Origin of the sequence: Pseudomonas sp. NFACC56-3, assembly GCF_900100025.1 — a bacterium.
Lineage (GTDB): Bacteria > Pseudomonadota > Gammaproteobacteria > Pseudomonadales > Pseudomonadaceae > Aquipseudomonas > Aquipseudomonas fluorescens_AA.
In genome coordinates this window covers 64330-81992 of record NZ_FMTK01000009.1, presented here as the reverse complement: position 1 = coordinate 81992, position 17663 = coordinate 64330, and the positions used below count along the sequence as shown (strand labels likewise).

The window sequence follows — 17663 nt, the reverse complement described above, 5'->3', positions numbered from 1 at the left end:
ACCCATGCCAAAACGTACAGACATAAAAAGCATCCTGATTCTCGGCGCTGGCCCGATCGTGATCGGCCAGGCCTGCGAATTCGACTACTCCGGCGCCCAGGCCTGTAAAGCCCTGCGCGAAGAGGGCTACCGCGTCATCCTGGTGAACTCCAACCCGGCCACCATCATGACCGACCCGGCCATGGCCGACGCCACCTACATCGAGCCGATCAAGTGGCAGACCGTTGCCAAGATCATCGAGAAGGAGCGCCCGGACGCGCTGCTGCCGACCATGGGTGGCCAGACCGCGCTCAACTGCGCCCTGGACCTGGAGCGCGAAGGTGTCCTGGAGAAGTTCGGTGTGGAAATGATCGGCGCCAACGCCGATACCATCGACAAGGCCGAAGACCGTTCGCGCTTCGACAAGGCGATGAAATCCATCGGCCTGGACTGCCCGCGCTCGGGCATCGCCCACAGCATGGAAGAGGCCAACGCCGTCCTGGAACGCCTCGGCTTCCCATGCATCATCCGTCCGTCCTTCACCATGGGCGGCACCGGCGGTGGCATCGCCTACAACCGGGAAGAATTCGAAGAAATCTGCGCCCGTGGCCTCGACTTGTCGCCGACCAAGGAACTGCTGATCGACGAATCCCTGATCGGCTGGAAAGAATACGAAATGGAAGTTGTCCGCGACAAAAAGGACAACTGCATCATCGTCTGCTCCATCGAGAACTTCGACCCGATGGGCGTGCACACCGGTGACTCGATCACCGTCGCACCGGCCCAGACCCTGACCGATAAGGAATACCAGATCCTGCGTAACGCCTCCCTGGCGGTACTGCGCGAGATCGGCGTGGAAACCGGCGGCTCCAACGTCCAGTTCGGCATCTGCCCGAACACCGGTCGCATGGTGGTCATCGAGATGAACCCGCGGGTCTCCCGTTCGTCGGCCCTGGCGTCCAAGGCCACCGGTTTCCCGATTGCCAAGGTCGCCGCCAAGCTGGCCGTGGGCTACACCCTGGACGAGCTGTCGAACGACATCACCGGTGGCAAGACCCCGGCGTCCTTCGAACCGTCCATCGACTACGTCGTGACCAAGCTGCCGCGCTTCGCCTTCGAGAAGTTCGCCAAGGCCGATGCCCGCCTGACCACCCAGATGAAGTCGGTCGGTGAAGTCATGGCCATCGGCCGGACCTTCCAGGAGTCCCTGCAGAAAGCCCTGCGCGGCCTGGAAGTGGGTGTCTGTGGCCTGGATCCGAAGCTGGACCTGAACGACCCGGAAAGCATGAGCGTGCTCAAGCGCGAGCTGACCGTGCCGGGTGCCGAGCGCATCTGGTACGTGGCCGATGCCTTCCGCGCCGGCATGACCGTCGAGCAGATCTTCGGCATGAACATGATCGACCCTTGGTTCCTGGTGCAGATCGAAGATCTGATCAAGGAAGAAGAGAAGGTCAAGACCCTGGGCATGTCCAGCATCGATCGCGACACGATGTTCCGCCTCAAGCGCAAAGGTTTCTCCGACATGCGCCTGGCCAAGCTGCTGGGTGTGACCGAGAAGAGCCTGCGCACCCATCGCCACAAGCTGGAAGTGTTCCCGGTCTACAAGCGCGTCGACACCTGCGCAGCCGAGTTCGCCACCGATACCGCCTACCTGTACTCCACGTACGAAGAAGAGTGCGAAGCCGCGCCATCGACCCGGGACAAGATCATGATCCTGGGTGGCGGGCCTAACCGGATCGGCCAGGGCATCGAGTTCGACTACTGCTGCGTACACGCGGCACTGGCCCTGCGCGACGACGGTTACGAGACCATCATGGTCAACTGCAACCCGGAAACCGTGTCCACCGACTACGACACCTCCGATCGCCTGTACTTCGAGCCGGTGACCCTGGAGGACGTGCTGGAAATCGTCCGTGTCGAGAAACCAAAAGGCGTGATCGTCCAGTACGGCGGCCAGACTCCGTTGAAACTGGCCCGTGCCCTGGAAGCCGCCGGCGTGCCGATCATCGGTACCAGCCCGGATGCGATCGACCGCGCCGAAGACCGTGAGCGCTTCCAGCAGATGGTCGAGCGCCTGAACCTGCGCCAGCCGCCAAACGCCACCGTGCGCAGCGAAGACGAAGCGATTCGTGCCGCCGCCAAGATCGGTTACCCACTGGTGGTGCGTCCGTCCTATGTACTGGGCGGTCGTGCGATGGAAATCGTCTATCAGGAAGACGAACTCAAGCGCTACCTGCGCGAAGCGGTCCAGGTGTCCAACGACAGCCCGGTGCTGCTGGACCACTTCCTCAACTGCGCCATCGAAATGGACGTGGATGCGGTCAGCGACGGCAAGGATGTGGTGATCGGCGCGATCATGCAGCACATCGAACAGGCCGGTGTTCACTCCGGTGACTCCGCCTGTTCGCTGCCGCCTTACTCGTTGCCGGCGCACATCCAGGACGAAATGCGCGAGCAGGTCAAGAAAATGGCCCTGGAGCTGGGCGTCGTCGGCCTGATGAACGTGCAACTGGCCTTGCAGGGCGAAGACATCTACGTCATCGAAGTCAACCCGCGCGCTTCCCGGACCGTGCCGTTCGTCTCCAAGTGCATCGGCGTTTCCCTGGCGATGATCGCGGCGCGAGTCATGGCCGGCAAAACCCTGAAAGAGCTGAACTTCACCAAAGAAATCATTCCGAACTTCTACAGCGTGAAAGAGGCGGTGTTCCCGTTCGCCAAGTTCCCTGGCGTGGACCCGATCCTCGGCCCGGAAATGAAGTCCACCGGTGAAGTGATGGGCGTGGGCGATACCTTCGGTGAGGCGTTTGCCAAGGCCCAGATGGGCGCCAGCGAAGTGCTGCCGACTGGCGGCACGGCGTTCATCAGTGTGCGTGATGACGACAAGCCACTGGTTGCAGGCGTGGCCCGTGATCTGATCAACTTGGGCTTCGAAGTGGTCGCCACTGCCGGTACTGCCAGGCTGATCGAAGCCGCGGGCCTGAAAGTGCGCCGCGTGAACAAGGTGACCGAAGGGCGTCCGCACGTGGTCGACATGATCAAGAATGACGAAGTCACGCTGATCATCAACACCACCGAGGGTCGTCAATCGATCGCCGATTCCTACTCCATTCGTCGCAATGCGCTGCAGCACAAGATCTACTGCACCACGACTATTGCGGCAGGCGAAGCGATCTGCGAAGCGCTCAAGTTCGGTCCCGAGAAGACCGTACGTCGCTTGCAGGATCTACATGCAGGATTGAAGGCATGAGCATAACCAAGTACCCGATGACTGTTCAGGGCGCGAAGGCCCTGGAAGAAGAACACGCTTTCCTGACCAAGGTCGAGCGCCCGCGCTTGAGCCAGGCTATCGGTGAAGCGCGTGAGCTGGGCGATCTCAAGGAAAACGCCGAATACCACGCTGCCCGAGAGGAGCAGGGGATGGTCGAGGCGCGTGTCCGAGACATCGAAGGCCGCATGCAGAATGCGGTGATCATCGATGTCACGACGATTCCACATACCGGCAAAGTGATTTTCGGCACCACGGTGGAAATCGCCAACGTCGAGACGAATGAAAGCGTGACTTACCAGATCGTTGGCGAGGACGAGGCAGACATCAAGCTCGGCAAGATTTCCGTCGGTTCACCCATTGCTCGTGCCTTGATTGCCAAGGAAGAGGGCGATGTGGTGGCGGTGAAGACACCGGGTGGTGTCATCGAGTATGAGATTGTCGAAGTCCGTCACATCTGAACGAAGGCGCCCGCTGCGAGCGGGCGCCATGATCTGGCAGCTCACCCAGATGTTGTGGGTGGGCGGTGTCTGGTTGTTGCACATCGGTTTGCTGCCGGTGCTGGGTCGAGTGGGCCTGGCACCGCTGCTCATCGATGAAATCGCAGGCATGCTCACGGCGCTGCTGGTGGGTTTTTCCGCGGCGTGCGTGATGTTTCAGGCATTGGTGCTGGTTCAGGCCGAAGGCCTTGCCAGCCTATGGCGCGACATTCGTGGGCAATTGCTGCTCATGTCGTTGTACGCGTGCGGGATGTTCTTTGCCGTGCATCTCGGCTGGCCGGATGCGAGCCAGTGGCAGGTATTCAGTTACCTGGTGCTGGGTTTTTCCGGTCTGGTGCTGGTCTTGCAGCCGGTTCCGGGGTGGAGCGGCAGGGTGTGCGAAGCACACCCTTGACCCTTGGCGTCACTTGAAACGGTGAACGTTCGACAGTTGCTTGTTGACGCTGAAATTCTTGCGATAAATCAGCGCCATCTTGCCGATGACCTGCACCAGGTCTGCCTTGCCGGTCTTGCACAATTCGGCAACGGCAGCCAGGCGGGCTTCGCGATCGAGGATGTTGAGCTTGATCTTGATCAGCTCGTGATCGCCCAGGGCGCGTTCCAGTTCGGCGAGTACACCTTCAGTCAAACCGTTGTCAGCCACAGTCAAAACCGGTTTCAGATGGTGGCCAATGGATTTGTATTGTTTCTTCTGCTCTTGAGTGAGCGGCATAATCTGACCCCTGCGTCTGATCTTGTAAAAAGCGGCGGCCAGTTTACCCGAGCAAGTCCGGGACCGCCCACTTAATCACGACCCGTTTTATTTTTTAGAGGTGGCCCGTGGCCCGTTCCAAGACTAGCCAGAACTGGCTCAGAGAGCATTTCAACGATCCGTACGTCAAAATGGCGCAAAAAGACGGCTATCGCTCTCGTGCCAGCTATAAATTGCTGGAGATCCAGGAAAAGGATCGCCTGATCCGTCCAGGCATGACCGTGATCGACCTCGGCGCGGCGCCGGGCGGCTGGTCCCAGGTTACCAGTCGTCTGATTGGTGGCCAGGGCCGCTTGATCGCTTCCGACATCCTGGAAATGGACAGCATCCCTGATGTGACCTTTATCCAGGGCGATTTCACGGAAGACGCCGTACTGGCGAAAATCCTGGAAGCCGTCGGAAATACGCAAGTTGACCTTGTGATTTCCGATATGGCCCCCAATATGAGTGGATTAGCGGCTGTCGACATGCCTCGTGCCATGTTCCTCAGCGAGCTGGCCCTGGATCTTGCCGGGCGGGTTTTGCGTCCAGGCGGTGATTTTCTGATCAAGGTCTTCCAGGGTGAAGGCTTCGACGAATACCACAAGGGCATCCGCAAGTTGTTCGACAAGGTGCAGATGCGCAAGCCATTGTCGTCCCGTGACCGTTCTCGCGAGCAGTATCTGCTGGCACGGGGCTTTCGCGGTGTCGAAGGCGCGGCCAGTGATGAGCGTCTTTGAGCGGGGCGATAGTTTTTTTTGTCTCGCATTGAAAAAGCCGCGTAATCAAAATTATGCGGTCAAAGTTTCACAAAGGGTTACAGACGGCGCCTGCCAGAGTCGTAGGTAATGTAGTAAGTTAGGCCGGTGAATATCATGCGAAGCGCGCGCCAGTAGCGGAGCTTGCTTCAGAGGGTAGTTAATTGAACGATATGGCAAAGAATCTGATCCTGTGGTTGATCATCGCCGCTGTCCTGGTGACCGTGATGAACAACTTCTCCAGCCCTAACGAGCCGCAGACCCTCAACTATTCCGACTTCATCCAGCAGGTCAAGGATGGCAAGGTCGAGCGCGTAGCCGTTGATGGCTATGTGATTACCGGCAAGCGCACCGATGGTGACAGCTTCAAAACCATTCGTCCGGCAATCCAGGACAACGGCCTGATTGGCGACCTGGTGGACAACCATGTCGTGGTCGAAGGCAAGCAGCCCGAGCAGCAAAGCATCTGGACCCAGCTCCTGGTGGCCAGCTTCCCGATCCTGGTGATCATCGCCGTGTTCATGTTCTTCATGCGCCAGATGCAGGGCGGCGGCGGTGGCAAGGGCGGGCCGATGAGCTTTGGCAAGAGCAAGGCCCGGCTACTTTCCGAAGACCAGGTGAAAACCACCCTGGCCGACGTCGCAGGCTGCGACGAAGCCAAGGAAGAAGTGGGCGAACTGGTCGAGTTCCTGCGCGATCCGGGCAAGTTCCAGCGCCTGGGTGGTCGTATTCCCCGCGGCGTGCTGATGGTAGGCCCGCCAGGGACCGGTAAAACCTTGCTGGCCAAGGCGATTGCCGGTGAAGCCAAGGTGCCGTTCTTCACGATTTCCGGTTCCGACTTCGTCGAAATGTTCGTCGGCGTGGGCGCCAGCCGTGTTCGCGACATGTTCGAGCAGGCCAAGAAACACGCACCGTGCATCATCTTCATCGACGAAATCGACGCCGTTGGTCGCCATCGTGGCGCCGGCATGGGTGGCGGTCACGACGAGCGCGAACAGACCCTCAACCAGTTGCTGGTCGAGATGGACGGTTTCGAAATGAACGACGGCATCATTGTGATCGCCGCCACCAACCGTCCTGACGTGCTCGACCCTGCGCTGTTGCGTCCAGGTCGTTTCGACCGCCAGGTCGTGGTGGGACTGCCGGATATTCGTGGTCGCGAGCAGATCCTCAAGGTCCATATGCGCAAGGTGCCGATGGGCGACGACGTCGCTCCGGCCGTCATCGCGCGTGGCACGCCGGGCTTTTCCGGTGCCGACCTGGCGAACCTGGTCAACGAAGCGTCGCTGTTCGCCGCTCGTACCGGCAAGCGCGTCGTGGAAATGAAGGAATTCGAGCTGGCCAAGGACAAGATCATGATGGGCGCGGAGCGCAAATCCATGGTCATGTCGGAGAAAGAAAAGCAGAACACCGCGTATCACGAGGCGGGTCACGCGATCGTTGGTCGTGTCGTGCCTGAGCATGATCCGGTCTACAAGGTCTCGATCATCCCGCGCGGTCGTGCCCTGGGCGTGACCATGTTCCTGCCGGAAGAGGATCGCTACAGCCTGTCCAAGCGTGCATTGATCAGCCAGATCTGTTCGTTGTACGGCGGTCGTATCGCTGAAGAGATGACGTTGGGCTTCGACGGTGTGACCACGGGTGCATCCAACGACATCATGCGCGCCAGTCAGATCGCTCGGAACATGGTCACCAAGTGGGGCCTGTCCGAGAAGCTGGGGCCGCTGATGTATGCCGAAGAAGAAGGGGAAGTGTTCCTCGGTCGTGGTGGCACTGGCCAGCATGCAAGCTTCTCCGGCGAGACGGCCAAGCTGATCGACTCCGAGGTGCGTAGCATCATCGACCAGTGCTATGGCACTGCCCGGCAGATCCTCACGGACAATCGTGACAAGCTCGATGCCATGGCTGATGCCCTGATGAAGTACGAAACCATCGATGCTGAGCAGATCGACGACATCATGGCGGGTCGCGAGCCTCGCGAGCCTCGTGACTGGTCGGGCGGTGGTACCGGTACCTCCGGTACGCCTCCGGCGGTGCAGGGTGAGCGTCCGGAAACACCGATTGGCGGTCCCGCCGCTGATGTCTAAGGCTTGAAATGACTTCTGTTCAGTCCTCGACCCGGTTGCCTTGCGGCAACCGGGTTCTTGATTTGGCCCATGCACATGTCATGGGCATTCTCAATGTCACGCCTGATTCCTTTTCCGATGGTGGTCGATTCAGCCAGCTCGATGCTGCGCTGCGGCATGCCGAGGCCATGGTGGCCGCTGGCGCGACACTGATCGATGTGGGGGGGGAATCGACCCGGCCGGGTGCGCGCGCGGTTTCGCCCATCGAAGAGCTGGAGCGGGTGGCGCCGATTGTCGAGCGCATCCATCGCGAACTCGATGTCATTATCTCGGTCGATACGTCCACGCCTGCGGTCATGCGCGAGACTGCGCGACTGGGAGCGGGCCTGATCAACGATGTTCGGTCCTTGCAGCGCGATGGTGCCCTGGACGCCGCGGCGGCCACCGGGTTGCCGGTATGCCTGATGCATATGCTCGGCGAGCCGGGGACCATGCAGAACGACCCGCACTATGATGATGTGACCAGGGAGGTGGGTGAGTTCCTGGCGGCGCGCCTGGATCAATGTGCTGCCGTGGGCATTCCCCCCGAGCGGATCATCCTTGATCCCGGGTTCGGTTTTGCCAAGACCTTGGCGCACAACCTGAGCCTGTTCAAGCATATGGAAGCCTTGCACGCCCTGGGGCGGCCCCTGTTGGTTGGGGTCTCGCGAAAGAGCATGATAGGCAATGCCCTGGGTCGGCCGGTGGGAGAGCGCCTGTATGGTGGTCTCGCCCTTGCGGCCTTGGCCCTTGCCAAAGGTGCACGCATATTGCGCGTGCACGATGTAGCCGAAACGATGGATGTCGTGCGGATGATCGCAGCTGTGGATTCAGCCGAATAAGAATGACGGAGCACTTATGAGCAAGAAATACTTTGGCACCGACGGTATTCGTGGTCGGGTCGGCGAATACCCTATTACCCCTGATTTCATGCTCAAGCTTGGCTGGGCGGCGGGCATGGCATTCCGCAAGATGGGCGCCTGCAAGGTGCTGGTCGGCAAGGACACGCGAATTTCCGGCTACATGTTCGAATCGGCGCTCGAGGCCGGTCTGACGTCGGCGGGCGCCGATGTGATGCTGCTGGGCCCGATGCCGACCCCGGCCATCGCCTACCTGACCCGTACGTTCCAGGCCCAGGCGGGCATCGTGATCAGTGCCTCGCACAACCCCCACGATGACAACGGCATCAAGTTCTTTTCCGGCCAGGGTACCAAGCTGCCGGATGACATCGAGCTGATGATCGAAGAACTGCTGGACGCGCCGATGACCGTGGTCGAGTCGAGCAAGATCGGCAAGGTGTCGCGGATCAACGATGCCTCGGGTCGCTACATCGAGTTCTGCAAAGGCAGCGTGCCGACCGGTACCAGCTTTTCCGGCCTGAAAATTGTTGTCGATTGTGCTCACGGCGCCACCTATAAAGTCGCGCCAAGCGTCTTTCGCGAGTTGGGTGCCGATGTGGTGGTGCTTTCCGCCCAGCCTAATGGCCTGAACATCAACCACAACTGTGGTTCCACCCATACCGAGGCGTTGCAGGCTGCAGTGCTGGCCGAGCAGGCCGATCTCGGCATCGCCTTCGATGGCGACGGTGATCGGGTCCTGATGGTCGACCACACCGGTACGGTCGTCGATGGTGACGAACTGCTGTTCATCATCGCTCGTGACCTGCATGGGCGCGGCAAGCTGCAGGGCGGCGTGGTCGGTACCTTGATGAGCAACCTCGGGCTTGAACTGGCCCTGGCGGACCTGGATATCCCGTTCGTGCGGGCCAACGTCGGCGACCGCTACGTGATTTCGGAGTTGCTGGAGCGCAACTGGGTGATCGGGGGCGAGAACTCCGGCCACATCGTGTGCTTCGACCATACCACCACCGGTGATGCGATCATTGCGGCCCTGCAGGTGCTGATGGCGCTCAAGGCGCGCAACGAAGGGCTCGCACAGTCGCGCCAGGCATTGCGTAAATGCCCGCAAGTGTTGATCAACGTGCGTTTCGGCGGCGGTGTAAACCCTCTCGAACATGCGCAGGTCAAGCAGGCTAGCGAACGTGTGACAGCGGCGATGGCGGGGCGTGGGCGCGTGTTGTTGCGCAAGTCCGGCACAGAGCCTTTGGTGCGTGTCATGGTCGAAGGCGAGGACGAAGCGCAAGTTCGCGGTTATGCCGAAGAGCTGGCAAAACTGGTTACTGAAGTTTCTGCCTGAATTCGGCTTGCCAGTCATGAATCGGTTGGGTAACATCTGCGCCCACTTTGACCGACGAGGTACAGCATGCGTCGCCCTATGGTAGCTGGTAACTGGAAGATGCACGGTACCCGCGCCAGCGTCGCTGAGCTGATCAATGGCCTTCGTCATCTGGCCTTGCCAAGCGGTGTTGACGTCGCGGTATTCCCGCCTTGCTTGTATATCAATCAAGTGATTGATGGCTTGAAAGGCAAGTCGATTTCGGTCGGCGCGCAGAACTCTGCGGTGGAATCCATGCAAGGTGCGTTGACCGGTGAGATTGCACCGAGTCAGTTGGTGGATGCAGGTTGCTCCCTGGTCCTGGTTGGACATTCCGAGCGTCGCCAGATCATGGGCGAGCAGGACAAGACCTTGATCCGCAAGTTTGCTGCGGCCCAGGCCTGTGGTCTGATTCCGGTGTTGTGTGTAGGGGAAACCCTCGCGCAGCGTGAAGCCGGCAAGACCCTCGAGGTTGTCGGGCGTCAGCTCGGCAGCATCATCGAAGACCTGGGTGTCGGTGCTTTTGCAAAGGCAGTCATTGCCTACGAGCCGGTCTGGGCCATTGGTACCGGGCTGACTGCTTCGCCGCAACAGGCGCAGGATGTGCACGCAGCCATCCGCGCGCAGTTGGCGGAAGAGAATTCTGAAGTGGCACGAGGTGTGCGGCTTCTATACGGCGGCAGCGTGAAGGCGGCCAATGCGGCCGAACTGTTCGGCATGCCGGATATCGATGGGGGGCTCATTGGTGGAGCGTCCCTGAATGCAGATGAGTTCGGTGCGATCTGTCGCGCCGCGGGAAACTGAAAAAATGCTGGAAACAGTCGTAGTCGTTTTTCATCTGCTGGGTGCACTGGGCGTAGTTGCTCTCGTATTGCTGCAGCAGGGTAAAGGTGCGGATGCTGGTGCGTCTTTCGGTGCAGGTGCTTCAAATACTGTGTTCGGAAGCCAAGGTTCCTCTACCTTTCTTAGTAAGTTTACTGCTATACTTGCCGCCGGTTTCTTCATGACCAGCTTAGGGTTAGGTTACTTTGCTAAAGAGAAAGCTCACGAGCTGACTCAAGTAGGTTTGCCAAACCCAGCGGTACTGGAAGCGCCCAAGCAACAACCGGCTTCTGATGATGTCCCGGTGCTTCAAGAGCAAAAGTCGGCCAACCCGGCGACTGACGTGCCTCCAGCTCAAGAGCAGAAGTAAGAAGGTTTCAAACGCTGTATTGCCGAGGTGGTGGAATTGGTAGACACGCAACCTTGAGGTGGTTGTGCCCATAGGGTGTAGGGGTTCGAGTCCCCTTCTCGGTACCAATTATCAGGAGAGCCCGCGATTGCGGGCTTTCTTGTAGGTGGAAGGGTTACATTGACCCTGTAAAGGATCGGTCGTATACTTCCGCCCCAGCTTTGTCGCGGGATGGAGCAGTCTGGTAGCTCGTCGGGCTCATAACCCGAAGGTCGTCGGTTCAAATCCGGCTCCCGCAACCAGTTTCAGGGGCCCCTTCCAAGGGGCTTTTTGTTAGCTGGACACTTTATAACGCCGCTATTCGACGGCGTTTCAGGGATGGGCGATTCGCCCATTTTTTTTTATTTGCACAGCATGCACAAACATGCACGAGGGGGTTCAGGTGTCGAGCAAGCTAGAACAGTTGCAGGCCTTGTTGGCCCCGGTGGTCGTGGCCCTTGGCTATGAATGCTGGGGTATTGAGTTTTCGGCTCAAGGTCGCCACTCACTGTTGCGCGTTTATATCGATAAGGAAGGCGGCGTGCTGGTGGACGATTGCGCCATCGTCAGCCGTCAGATCAGCGGTGTACTGGATGTCGAAGATCCAATCACCTCCGAATACACCCTTGAAGTTTCCTCGCCTGGCATGGAGCGCCCCCTGTTCACACTTGAACAGTTCGCTTTGTTTGCCGGTGAACAAGTGAAGATCAAGCTGCGCTCGCCTTTCGAAGGTCGACGCAACTTCCATGGCCTTCTGCGCGGTGTAGAAGAGCAGGACGTCGTGGTGCAGGTAGATGACCATGAGTTCCTGTTGCCGATCGATATGATCGACAAGGCCAACATTATTCCCAGTTTTGACTGATACGTGCCAGATACTGCGGATCCCGCGGATCCAATGGCTTGCGAAAGGCGAGGCGTACGATGAGCAAAGAAGTACTGCTGGTTGTTGAGTCGGTATCCAATGAAAAGGGCGTACCGGCTAACGTTATTTTTGAAGCGCTGGAGCTGGCTCTGGCCACTGCTACCAAGAAGCGGTTCGAAGACGAAGTTGATTTGCGTGTGGAGATCAATCGCCACACGGGTGCCTACGAGACTTTCCGTCGCTGGACGGTCGTCGAGGAAGCCGACCTGGACGATCCGGCTATCGAAACCTGGCCAAGCAAGGTTGCAGAAACGCATCCGGGCGCCAAGGTCGGTGATGTCGTCGAAGAAAAAATCGAATCCATTGAGTTCGGTCGCATCGCTGCACAGACTGCCAAGCAGGTCATCGTGCAGAAAGTTCGCGAAGCCGAGCGTGCACAAGTGGTCGACGCTTATCGCGAGCGCCTGGGGGAAATCATCTCCGGCACCGTGAAAAAGGTCACCCGCGACAACGTGATCGTCGACCTGGGCAACAACGCCGAAGCGTTGCTGGCTCGCGAAGACATCATCTCTCGCGAAACTTTCCGGGTTGGCGTGCGTTTGCGTGCGCTGCTCAAGGAAATCCGCACCGAGAATCGGGGCCCGCAGCTGATCCTGTCGCGTACAGCGCCGGAAATGCTGATCGAGTTGTTCCGCATCGAAGTGCCGGAAATTGCTGAAGGCCTGATCGAAGTCATGGCCGCCTCCCGTGATCCGGGTTCGCGTGCCAAGATCGCGGTCCGCTCCAAGGACAAGCGCATCGACCCGCAAGGTGCCTGCATCGGCATGCGTGGTTCGCGTGTCCAGGCCGTATCCGGCGAGTTGGGCGGCGAGCGCGTGGACATCGTCCTGTGGGACGACAACCCGGCTCAGTTCGTGATCAATGCCATGTCGCCTGCTGAAGTGGCGGCAATTATCGTCGACGAAGATGCCCACGCCATGGACATCGCCGTTGGCGCAGACAATCTGGCTCAGGCCATCGGTCGCGGTGGTCAGAACGTGCGTCTGGCCAGCCAATTGACTGGCTGGACCCTGAACGTGATGACCGAATCGGACATCCAGGCTAAACAGCAAGCTGAAACCGGCGATATCCTGCGCAACTTCATCGAAGAGCTTGAAGTCGATGAAGAACTGGCGCAGGTGCTGGTGGATGAAGGCTTTACCAGCCTGGAAGAGATTGCCTACGTACCGGTGGAGGAAATGCTCAACATCGACGGCTTTGACGAGGAAATCGTCAACGAGCTTCGCGCTCGGGCCAAGGATCGTTTGTTGACCAAAGCCATCGCTACTGAGGAAAAGCTGGCAGACGCCCATCCGGCCGAAGACCTGCTCTCGCTTGAGGGCATGGACAAGGATTTGGCGATGGAACTGGCGGTGCGCGGCGTAATTACCCGCGAAGACCTGGCCGAGCAGTCTATTGACGATCTGCTCGACATCGACGGCATTGACGATGATCGTGCCGGCAAGTTGATCATGGCCGCCCGAGCCCACTGGTTCGAGTAATTAGGCGCGGCCTGAGGAGAGAAGTGCATGACGCAAGTCACGGTGAAACAACTGGCCGATGAGGTCAAAACACCGGTAGAGCGCCTGTTGCAGCAGATGCGTGAGGCAGGTCTGCCGCACACCGCCGCCGAGGAACATGTGACCGACAGTGAGAAGCAGTCCCTGCTGACTCACTTGAAGAGCAGTCACAAGGCTAAAGTGGAAGAACCGCGCAAGATCACTCTGCAGCGTAAAACCACCAGCACCCTGCGTGTTGCCGGTAGCAAAAGCATCAGCGTTGAAGTACGCAAGAAGAAAGTCTTCGTACAACGCAGCCCGGAAGAAATCGAAGCCGAGCGCAAACGCGAACAGGAAGAACGTCGCGCAGTAGAAAATGCTGCTCGTCAGAAGGCTGAAGAAGAAGCCAAGCGTCGCGCCGAAGAAGAAGCGCGCCGCCAGCCTGCTGCTGCGCAAACCGCTCCGGTAGAAGCCGTCGAGGCTGTTGCCCCGGTCGCCGAACCTGTGCGCGAAGCGGTGCCCGTCGTGGCACCGGCGCCGGCTCCGGCCGATACCCGTAAGCGCGATGAACAGCGTCGTCCAGACAAGCCACGTGCCGACGACAACCGTCGTGGAAGTGGCGATGGCGAGCGCAAGAACGCGCCTCATCGTGCATCGGTCAAGGAAAAGGCACCAGCACCTCGTGTTGCGCCACGTACCACCGACGAGGAAAGCGATGGCTTCCGTCGCGGCGGTCGCGGCAAGGCCAAGCTGAAGAAACGCAACGCCCACGGTTTCCAGAGCCCTACCGGCCCTGTCGTGCGTGAAGTGAAGATCGGCGAAACCATCACTGTGGGCGATCTGGCCCAGCAGATGTCGGTCAAGGCTGCTGAAATCATCAAGTTCATGTTCAAGCTGGGTACGCCAGCCACCATCAACCAGGTACTGGACCAGGAAACTGCCCAACTGGTTGCTGAAGAGCTGGGCCACAAAGTGACCCTGGTCAGCGACACCGCCTTGGAAGATTCCCTGGCCGAGTCCCTGAAGTTTGAAGGTGAGGCGGTCTCCCGTGCACCGGTCGTGACCGTCATGGGCCACGTCGACCACGGTAAGACCTCCCTGCTCGACTATATCCGTCGTGCGAAGGTAGCAGCAGGTGAGGCTGGCGGTATTACCCAGCACATCGGCGCCTACCACGTTGAAACCGACCGCGGCATGGTGACGTTCCTCGACACCCCGGGTCACGCCGCGTTTACCGCGATGCGTGCCCGTGGTGCCAAGGCGACCGACATCGTGATCCTGGTGGTTGCAGCGGACGACGGCGTCATGCCGCAAACCATCGAAGCCGTTCAGCATGCCCAGGCAGCTGGCGTGCCGCTGGTGGTTGCGGTGAACAAGATCGACAAGCCGGGCGCCGATCTTGATCGCATCCGTAGCGAACTGTCGGTCCACGGCGTGACCTCCGAAGAGTGGGGTGGCGACACTCCATTCGTTCCGGTCTCGGCGAAGATGGGTACCGGCGTCGACGAACTGCTCGAAGCCGTTCTGTTGCAGGCCGAGGTTCTGGAACTCACCGCTACGCCTTCGGCTCCTGGCCGTGGTGTGGTCGTTGAGTCCCGTCTCGACAAGGGCCGTGGCCCGGTGGCGACCGTCCTGGTCCAGGACGGTACCCTGCGTCAAGGCGACATGGTGCTGGTCGGCTCGAACTATGGCCGCGTGCGCGCCATGCTCGACGAGAACGGCAAGTCCATCAAGGAAGCCGGTCCGGCTATCCCGGTCGAGATCCTCGGCCTGGACGGCACCCCGGATGCTGGCGACGAGATGAGCGTTGTGGCTGACGAGAAGAAAGCCCGTGAAGTGGCTTTGTTCCGTCAAGGCAAGTTCCGCGAAGTCAAACTGGCTCGCGCTCACGCCGGCAAGCTGGAAAACATCTTCGAGAACATGGGGCAGGAAGAGAAGAAGACGCTCAACATCGTCCTCAAATCCGACGTCCGTGGTTCGCTCGAAGCGTTGAACGGCGCCTTGAATGGCCTGGGTAACGACGAAGTGCAAGTGCGTGTGGTCGGCGGCGGTGTCGGTGGTATCACCGAATCCGATGCCAACCTGGCACTGGCCTCCAACGCTGTACTGTTCGGTTTCAACGTGCGTGCCGATGCCGGCGCTCGCAAGATCGTCGAGCAGGAAGGCCTGGATATGCGTTACTACAACGTGATCTACGACATCATCGAAGACGTCAAGAAAGCGTTGACCGGTATGCTGGGCAGCGACGTGCGGGAGAACATCCTGGGCGTGGCCGAAGTTCGCGACGTGTTCCGTTCGCCGAAGTTTGGCGCCATCGCCGGTTGCATGGTGATCGAAGGTGTCGTTCACCGTAACCGTCCGATCCGTGTACTGCGTGAAGACATCGTGATCTTCGAAGGCGAGCTGGAATCCCTGCGCCGCTTCAAGGATGACGCTTCCGAAGTACGTGCCGGCATGGAGTGCGGTATCGGCGTCAAGAGCTACAACGACGTCAAGGTCGGCGACAAGATCGAAGTCTTCGAGAAGGTCCAGGTTGCTCGCAGCCTCTGACTCGCGCACTTCAAGAGCCGCACCGGGCAGTCGCATGAACATGCACTGCCTGGCTGGCGGACTCTAAACGCAACGCCCGGTCTGGCTTTTGCCAGGCCGGGCGTTTGCCGCTTTCAGACCTCGCGGGTTTCACCGTGGGGCAGTAACAGGTAACAAGACATGGCAAAAGAATACAGCCGTACCCAACGAATCGGCGATCAGATGCAGCGTGAGCTGGCCCAACTGATCCGTCGCGAAGTCAAAGATCCGCGCGTCGGCCTGGTCACCATCACCGCAGTGGAAGTCAGCCGTGACGTCGGTCACGCCAAGATCTTCATCACCGTGATGGGTCAGGACAGCGCCGAAGAAATCGCCCAGAGCATCAAGGTGCTCAACTCGGCTGCCGGCTTCCTGCGTATGCAGTTGGCCCGGGAGATGAAGCTGCGCAGCGTCCCACAGTTGCACTTCCACTACGACGAAAGCGTCGCACGGGGTGCGCATCTGTCGGCACTGATCGAGCGCGCCGTGGCGCAAGACAGCCAGCACCCGGTTGCGGCTGACCCCGAAGACACCAAGGAGTAATCGGTGGCTCAGGTCAAACGTATCCGTCGTAACGTCAGCGGTATCATCCTGCTCGACAAGCCGCTGGGGTTCACCTCCAACGCGGCGTTGCAGAAGGTTCGCTGGCTGCTCAATGCTGAAAAGGCCGGGCACACCGGTAGCCTCGATCCGCTGGCCACCGGCGTGCTGCCACTGTGCTTTGGCGAGGCGACCAAGTTTTCCCAGTACCTGCTCGATTCCGACAAGGGTTACGAAACCCTGGCGCAACTGGGCAAGACCACCACCACGGCGGATGCCGAAGGTGAGGTTTTGCTGGAACGCCCGGTGACCGTTGGTCAGGCGGATATCGAAGCGGTCTTGCCGGGTTTTCGCGGGCAAATCAGCCAGATACCGCCGATGTACTCCGCTTTGAAGCGTGATGGGCAGCCGTTGTATAAACTGGCCCGTGCAGGCGAAGTAGTGGAGCGCGAACCGCGTTCTGTTACTATTGCGCGCTTGGAATTGCTGGCCTTTGACGGTAATACTGCGCGGCTGGCCGTGGATTGCAGCAAAGGCACCTATATCCGGACCCTGGTGGAGGATATCGGTGAGCAGCTCGGCTGTGGCGCGTACGTGGCAGAATTGCGACGGACCCAGGCCGGGCCTTTCACGTTGGCCCAGACGGTCACGCTGGAAGAGCTCGAAGCGGTGCATGCCGAAGGCGGCAACGAGGCGGTCGACCGTTTCCTGATGCCATCGGACAGCGGGTTGCTGGATTGGCCGCTCCTGCAGTTCTCGGAACACAGTGCGTTCTACTGGCTCAACGGCCAGCCGGTACGCGCCCCGGATGCGCCGAAGTTCGGCATGGTCCGGGTACAGGATCACAACGGTCGTTTCATCGGTATCGGTGAAGTGAGCGAAGACGGGCGCATTGCGCCGCGTCGACTGATTCGGTCGGAATGACCGGAACCAGCCTGCGTAACAGCAGGTTGGCGAGTGTGGCTGTTAACAGGCACGGTCACTACTCATTTATAGATACAGGGATTTGTCCCTGGCCTGTTGAAGCTGTTTCCTCGGAACAGTTTCCTGACTAGAAGGATTGCCTCATGGCTCTCGACGTTCAAGAAAAAGCTCAAATCGTAGCTGACTACCAGCAAGCTGTTGGTGACACTGGTTCGCCAGAAGTGCAAGTTGCACTGCTGACCGCCAACATCAACAAACTGCAAGGTCACTTCAAGGCCAACGGTAAGGATCACCACTCCCGTCGTGGTCTGATCCGCATGGTAAACCAGCGTCGTAAGCTGCTGGACTACCTGAAAGGCAAGGACGTGAGCCGTTACAGCGCTCTGATCGCTCGCCTGGGTCTGCGTCGCTAACAAGCGATTGCGCTAGAGGTTGGTGGTCTGTCGTGCGTCAGTGGGTATCCCGCTGGC

16 protein-coding genes and 2 tRNA genes are annotated in these 17663 nt (G+C 59.6%); 17 read left to right on the top strand and 1 reads right to left on the bottom strand.

Annotated elements, in window-relative coordinates:
- The first annotated feature begins 4 nt into the window (after positions 1 to 4).
- Genes carB through BLO80_RS14565 form a run of 3 tightly spaced genes read left to right on the top strand, consistent with a single transcriptional unit; the run spans position 5 to position 4138 of the window.
- Positions 5 to 3226, top strand: a complete 3222-nt coding sequence (carB, locus tag BLO80_RS14575) for a carbamoyl-phosphate synthase large subunit (protein ID WP_092202117.1) — start codon at positions 5 to 7, stop codon at positions 3224 to 3226.
- A gap of 2 nt (positions 3227 to 3228) precedes the next feature.
- Positions 3229 to 3705, top strand: coding sequence for a transcription elongation factor GreA (gene greA, locus BLO80_RS14570; RefSeq protein WP_092328749.1), 477 nt, complete (start codon positions 3229 to 3231; stop codon positions 3703 to 3705).
- Between the two features lie 28 nt (positions 3706 to 3733).
- A complete protein-coding gene (locus BLO80_RS14565) occupies positions 3734 to 4138 on the top strand; it encodes an MFS transporter (protein ID WP_092328556.1) in 405 nt (134 codons plus the stop codon).
- A gap of 9 nt (positions 4139 to 4147) precedes the next feature.
- On the opposite strand, the gene BLO80_RS14560 is transcribed toward BLO80_RS14565, so the two are convergent.
- Positions 4148 to 4456 (bottom strand): YhbY family RNA-binding protein, encoded by a 309-nt coding sequence (locus BLO80_RS14560; RefSeq protein ID WP_003177852.1) that lies wholly within the window; start codon positions 4454 to 4456, stop codon positions 4148 to 4150.
- Positions 4457 to 4563: 107 nt separating this feature from the next.
- Here BLO80_RS14560 and rlmE point away from each other — a divergent pair, with 107 nt between their 5' ends.
- From rlmE to rpsO, 14 genes are all read left to right on the top strand, one after another.
- Entirely contained in the window at positions 4564 to 5214 is a 651-nt protein-coding gene (gene rlmE, locus BLO80_RS14555; protein ID WP_060739222.1) for a 23S rRNA (uridine(2552)-2'-O)-methyltransferase RlmE, read from the top strand.
- Positions 5215 to 5405: 191 nt separating this feature from the next.
- Positions 5406 to 7319 carry an ATP-dependent zinc metalloprotease FtsH gene (gene ftsH / locus BLO80_RS14550; protein WP_092328553.1) on the top strand — a complete coding sequence of 638 codons (1914 nt, stop codon included), beginning with the start codon at positions 5406 to 5408 and terminating at the stop codon, positions 7317 to 7319.
- A gap of 8 nt (positions 7320 to 7327) precedes the next feature.
- A complete protein-coding gene (gene folP / locus BLO80_RS14545) occupies positions 7328 to 8179 on the top strand; it encodes a dihydropteroate synthase (RefSeq protein WP_092328551.1) in 852 nt (283 codons plus the stop codon).
- A 16-nt stretch (positions 8180 to 8195) separates the two neighbouring features.
- On the top strand, positions 8196 to 9533 hold the full coding sequence (gene glmM, locus BLO80_RS14540; RefSeq protein ID WP_092202126.1) for a phosphoglucosamine mutase: 1338 nt from the start codon (positions 8196 to 8198) through the stop codon (positions 9531 to 9533).
- A gap of 66 nt (positions 9534 to 9599) precedes the next feature.
- The gene (gene tpiA / locus BLO80_RS14535; protein WP_060739219.1) at positions 9600 to 10355 is read left to right on the top strand and encodes a triose-phosphate isomerase; all 756 of its coding nucleotides are present in this window, start codon (positions 9600 to 9602) and stop codon (positions 10353 to 10355) included.
- Between the two features lie 4 nt (positions 10356 to 10359).
- On the top strand, positions 10360 to 10743 hold the full coding sequence (gene secG / locus BLO80_RS14530) for a preprotein translocase subunit SecG (protein WP_003197714.1): 384 nt from the start codon (positions 10360 to 10362) through the stop codon (positions 10741 to 10743).
- Between the two features lie 21 nt (positions 10744 to 10764).
- Positions 10765 to 10850 (top strand) — tRNA-Leu (locus tag BLO80_RS14525).
- A gap of 97 nt (positions 10851 to 10947) precedes the next feature.
- Positions 10948 to 11024, top strand: a tRNA-Met gene (locus BLO80_RS14520).
- 140 nt (positions 11025 to 11164) lie between these two features.
- Positions 11165 to 11623, top strand: coding sequence for a ribosome maturation factor RimP (gene rimP / locus BLO80_RS14515; protein WP_175459501.1), 459 nt, complete (start codon positions 11165 to 11167; stop codon positions 11621 to 11623).
- A 59-nt stretch (positions 11624 to 11682) separates the two neighbouring features.
- Positions 11683 to 13164 carry a transcription termination factor NusA gene (gene nusA, locus BLO80_RS14510; protein WP_003177868.1) on the top strand — a complete coding sequence of 494 codons (1482 nt, stop codon included), beginning with the start codon at positions 11683 to 11685 and terminating at the stop codon, positions 13162 to 13164.
- A gap of 27 nt (positions 13165 to 13191) precedes the next feature.
- A complete protein-coding gene (gene infB / locus BLO80_RS14505) occupies positions 13192 to 15711 on the top strand; it encodes a translation initiation factor IF-2 (protein ID WP_092328546.1) in 2520 nt (839 codons plus the stop codon).
- Between the two features lie 159 nt (positions 15712 to 15870).
- Positions 15871 to 16272, top strand: coding sequence for a 30S ribosome-binding factor RbfA (gene rbfA / locus BLO80_RS14500; RefSeq protein ID WP_060739217.1), 402 nt, complete (start codon positions 15871 to 15873; stop codon positions 16270 to 16272).
- 3 nt (positions 16273 to 16275) lie between these two features.
- Positions 16276 to 17193, top strand: coding sequence for a tRNA pseudouridine(55) synthase TruB (gene truB / locus BLO80_RS14495; RefSeq protein ID WP_060739216.1), 918 nt, complete (start codon positions 16276 to 16278; stop codon positions 17191 to 17193).
- Positions 17194 to 17336: 143 nt separating this feature from the next.
- Positions 17337 to 17606: a 30S ribosomal protein S15 gene (rpsO, locus tag BLO80_RS14490; protein WP_011332409.1), complete on the top strand. Its 270-nt coding sequence runs from the start codon at positions 17337 to 17339 to the stop codon at positions 17604 to 17606.
- Positions 17607 to 17663: the final 57 nt, after the last annotated feature.

Bases quoted from the DNA above. Each gene is read 5' to 3' on its own strand.
- carB (WP_092202117.1), top strand. From the start codon at position 5: ATGCCAAAACGTACAGACATAAAAAGCATCCTGATTCTCGGCGCTGGC.
- BLO80_RS14565 (WP_092328556.1), top strand. From the start codon at position 3,734: ATGATCTGGCAGCTCACCCAGATGTTGTGGGTGGGCGGTGTCTGGTTG.
- BLO80_RS14560 (WP_003177852.1), bottom strand. From the start codon at position 4,456: ATGCCGCTCACTCAAGAGCAGAAGAAACAATACAAATCCATTGGCCAC.
- ftsH (WP_092328553.1), top strand. From the start codon at position 5,406: ATGGCAAAGAATCTGATCCTGTGGTTGATCATCGCCGCTGTCCTGGTG.
- folP (WP_092328551.1), top strand. From the start codon at position 7,328: ATGACTTCTGTTCAGTCCTCGACCCGGTTGCCTTGCGGCAACCGGGTT.
- glmM (WP_092202126.1), top strand. From the start codon at position 8,196: ATGAGCAAGAAATACTTTGGCACCGACGGTATTCGTGGTCGGGTCGGC.
- tpiA (WP_060739219.1), top strand. From the start codon at position 9,600: ATGCGTCGCCCTATGGTAGCTGGTAACTGGAAGATGCACGGTACCCGC.
- secG (WP_003197714.1), top strand. From the start codon at position 10,360: ATGCTGGAAACAGTCGTAGTCGTTTTTCATCTGCTGGGTGCACTGGGC.
- nusA (WP_003177868.1), top strand. From the start codon at position 11,683: ATGAGCAAAGAAGTACTGCTGGTTGTTGAGTCGGTATCCAATGAAAAG.
- infB (WP_092328546.1), top strand. From the start codon at position 13,192: ATGACGCAAGTCACGGTGAAACAACTGGCCGATGAGGTCAAAACACCG.
- rbfA (WP_060739217.1), top strand. From the start codon at position 15,871: ATGGCAAAAGAATACAGCCGTACCCAACGAATCGGCGATCAGATGCAG.
- rpsO (WP_011332409.1), top strand. From the start codon at position 17,337: ATGGCTCTCGACGTTCAAGAAAAAGCTCAAATCGTAGCTGACTACCAG.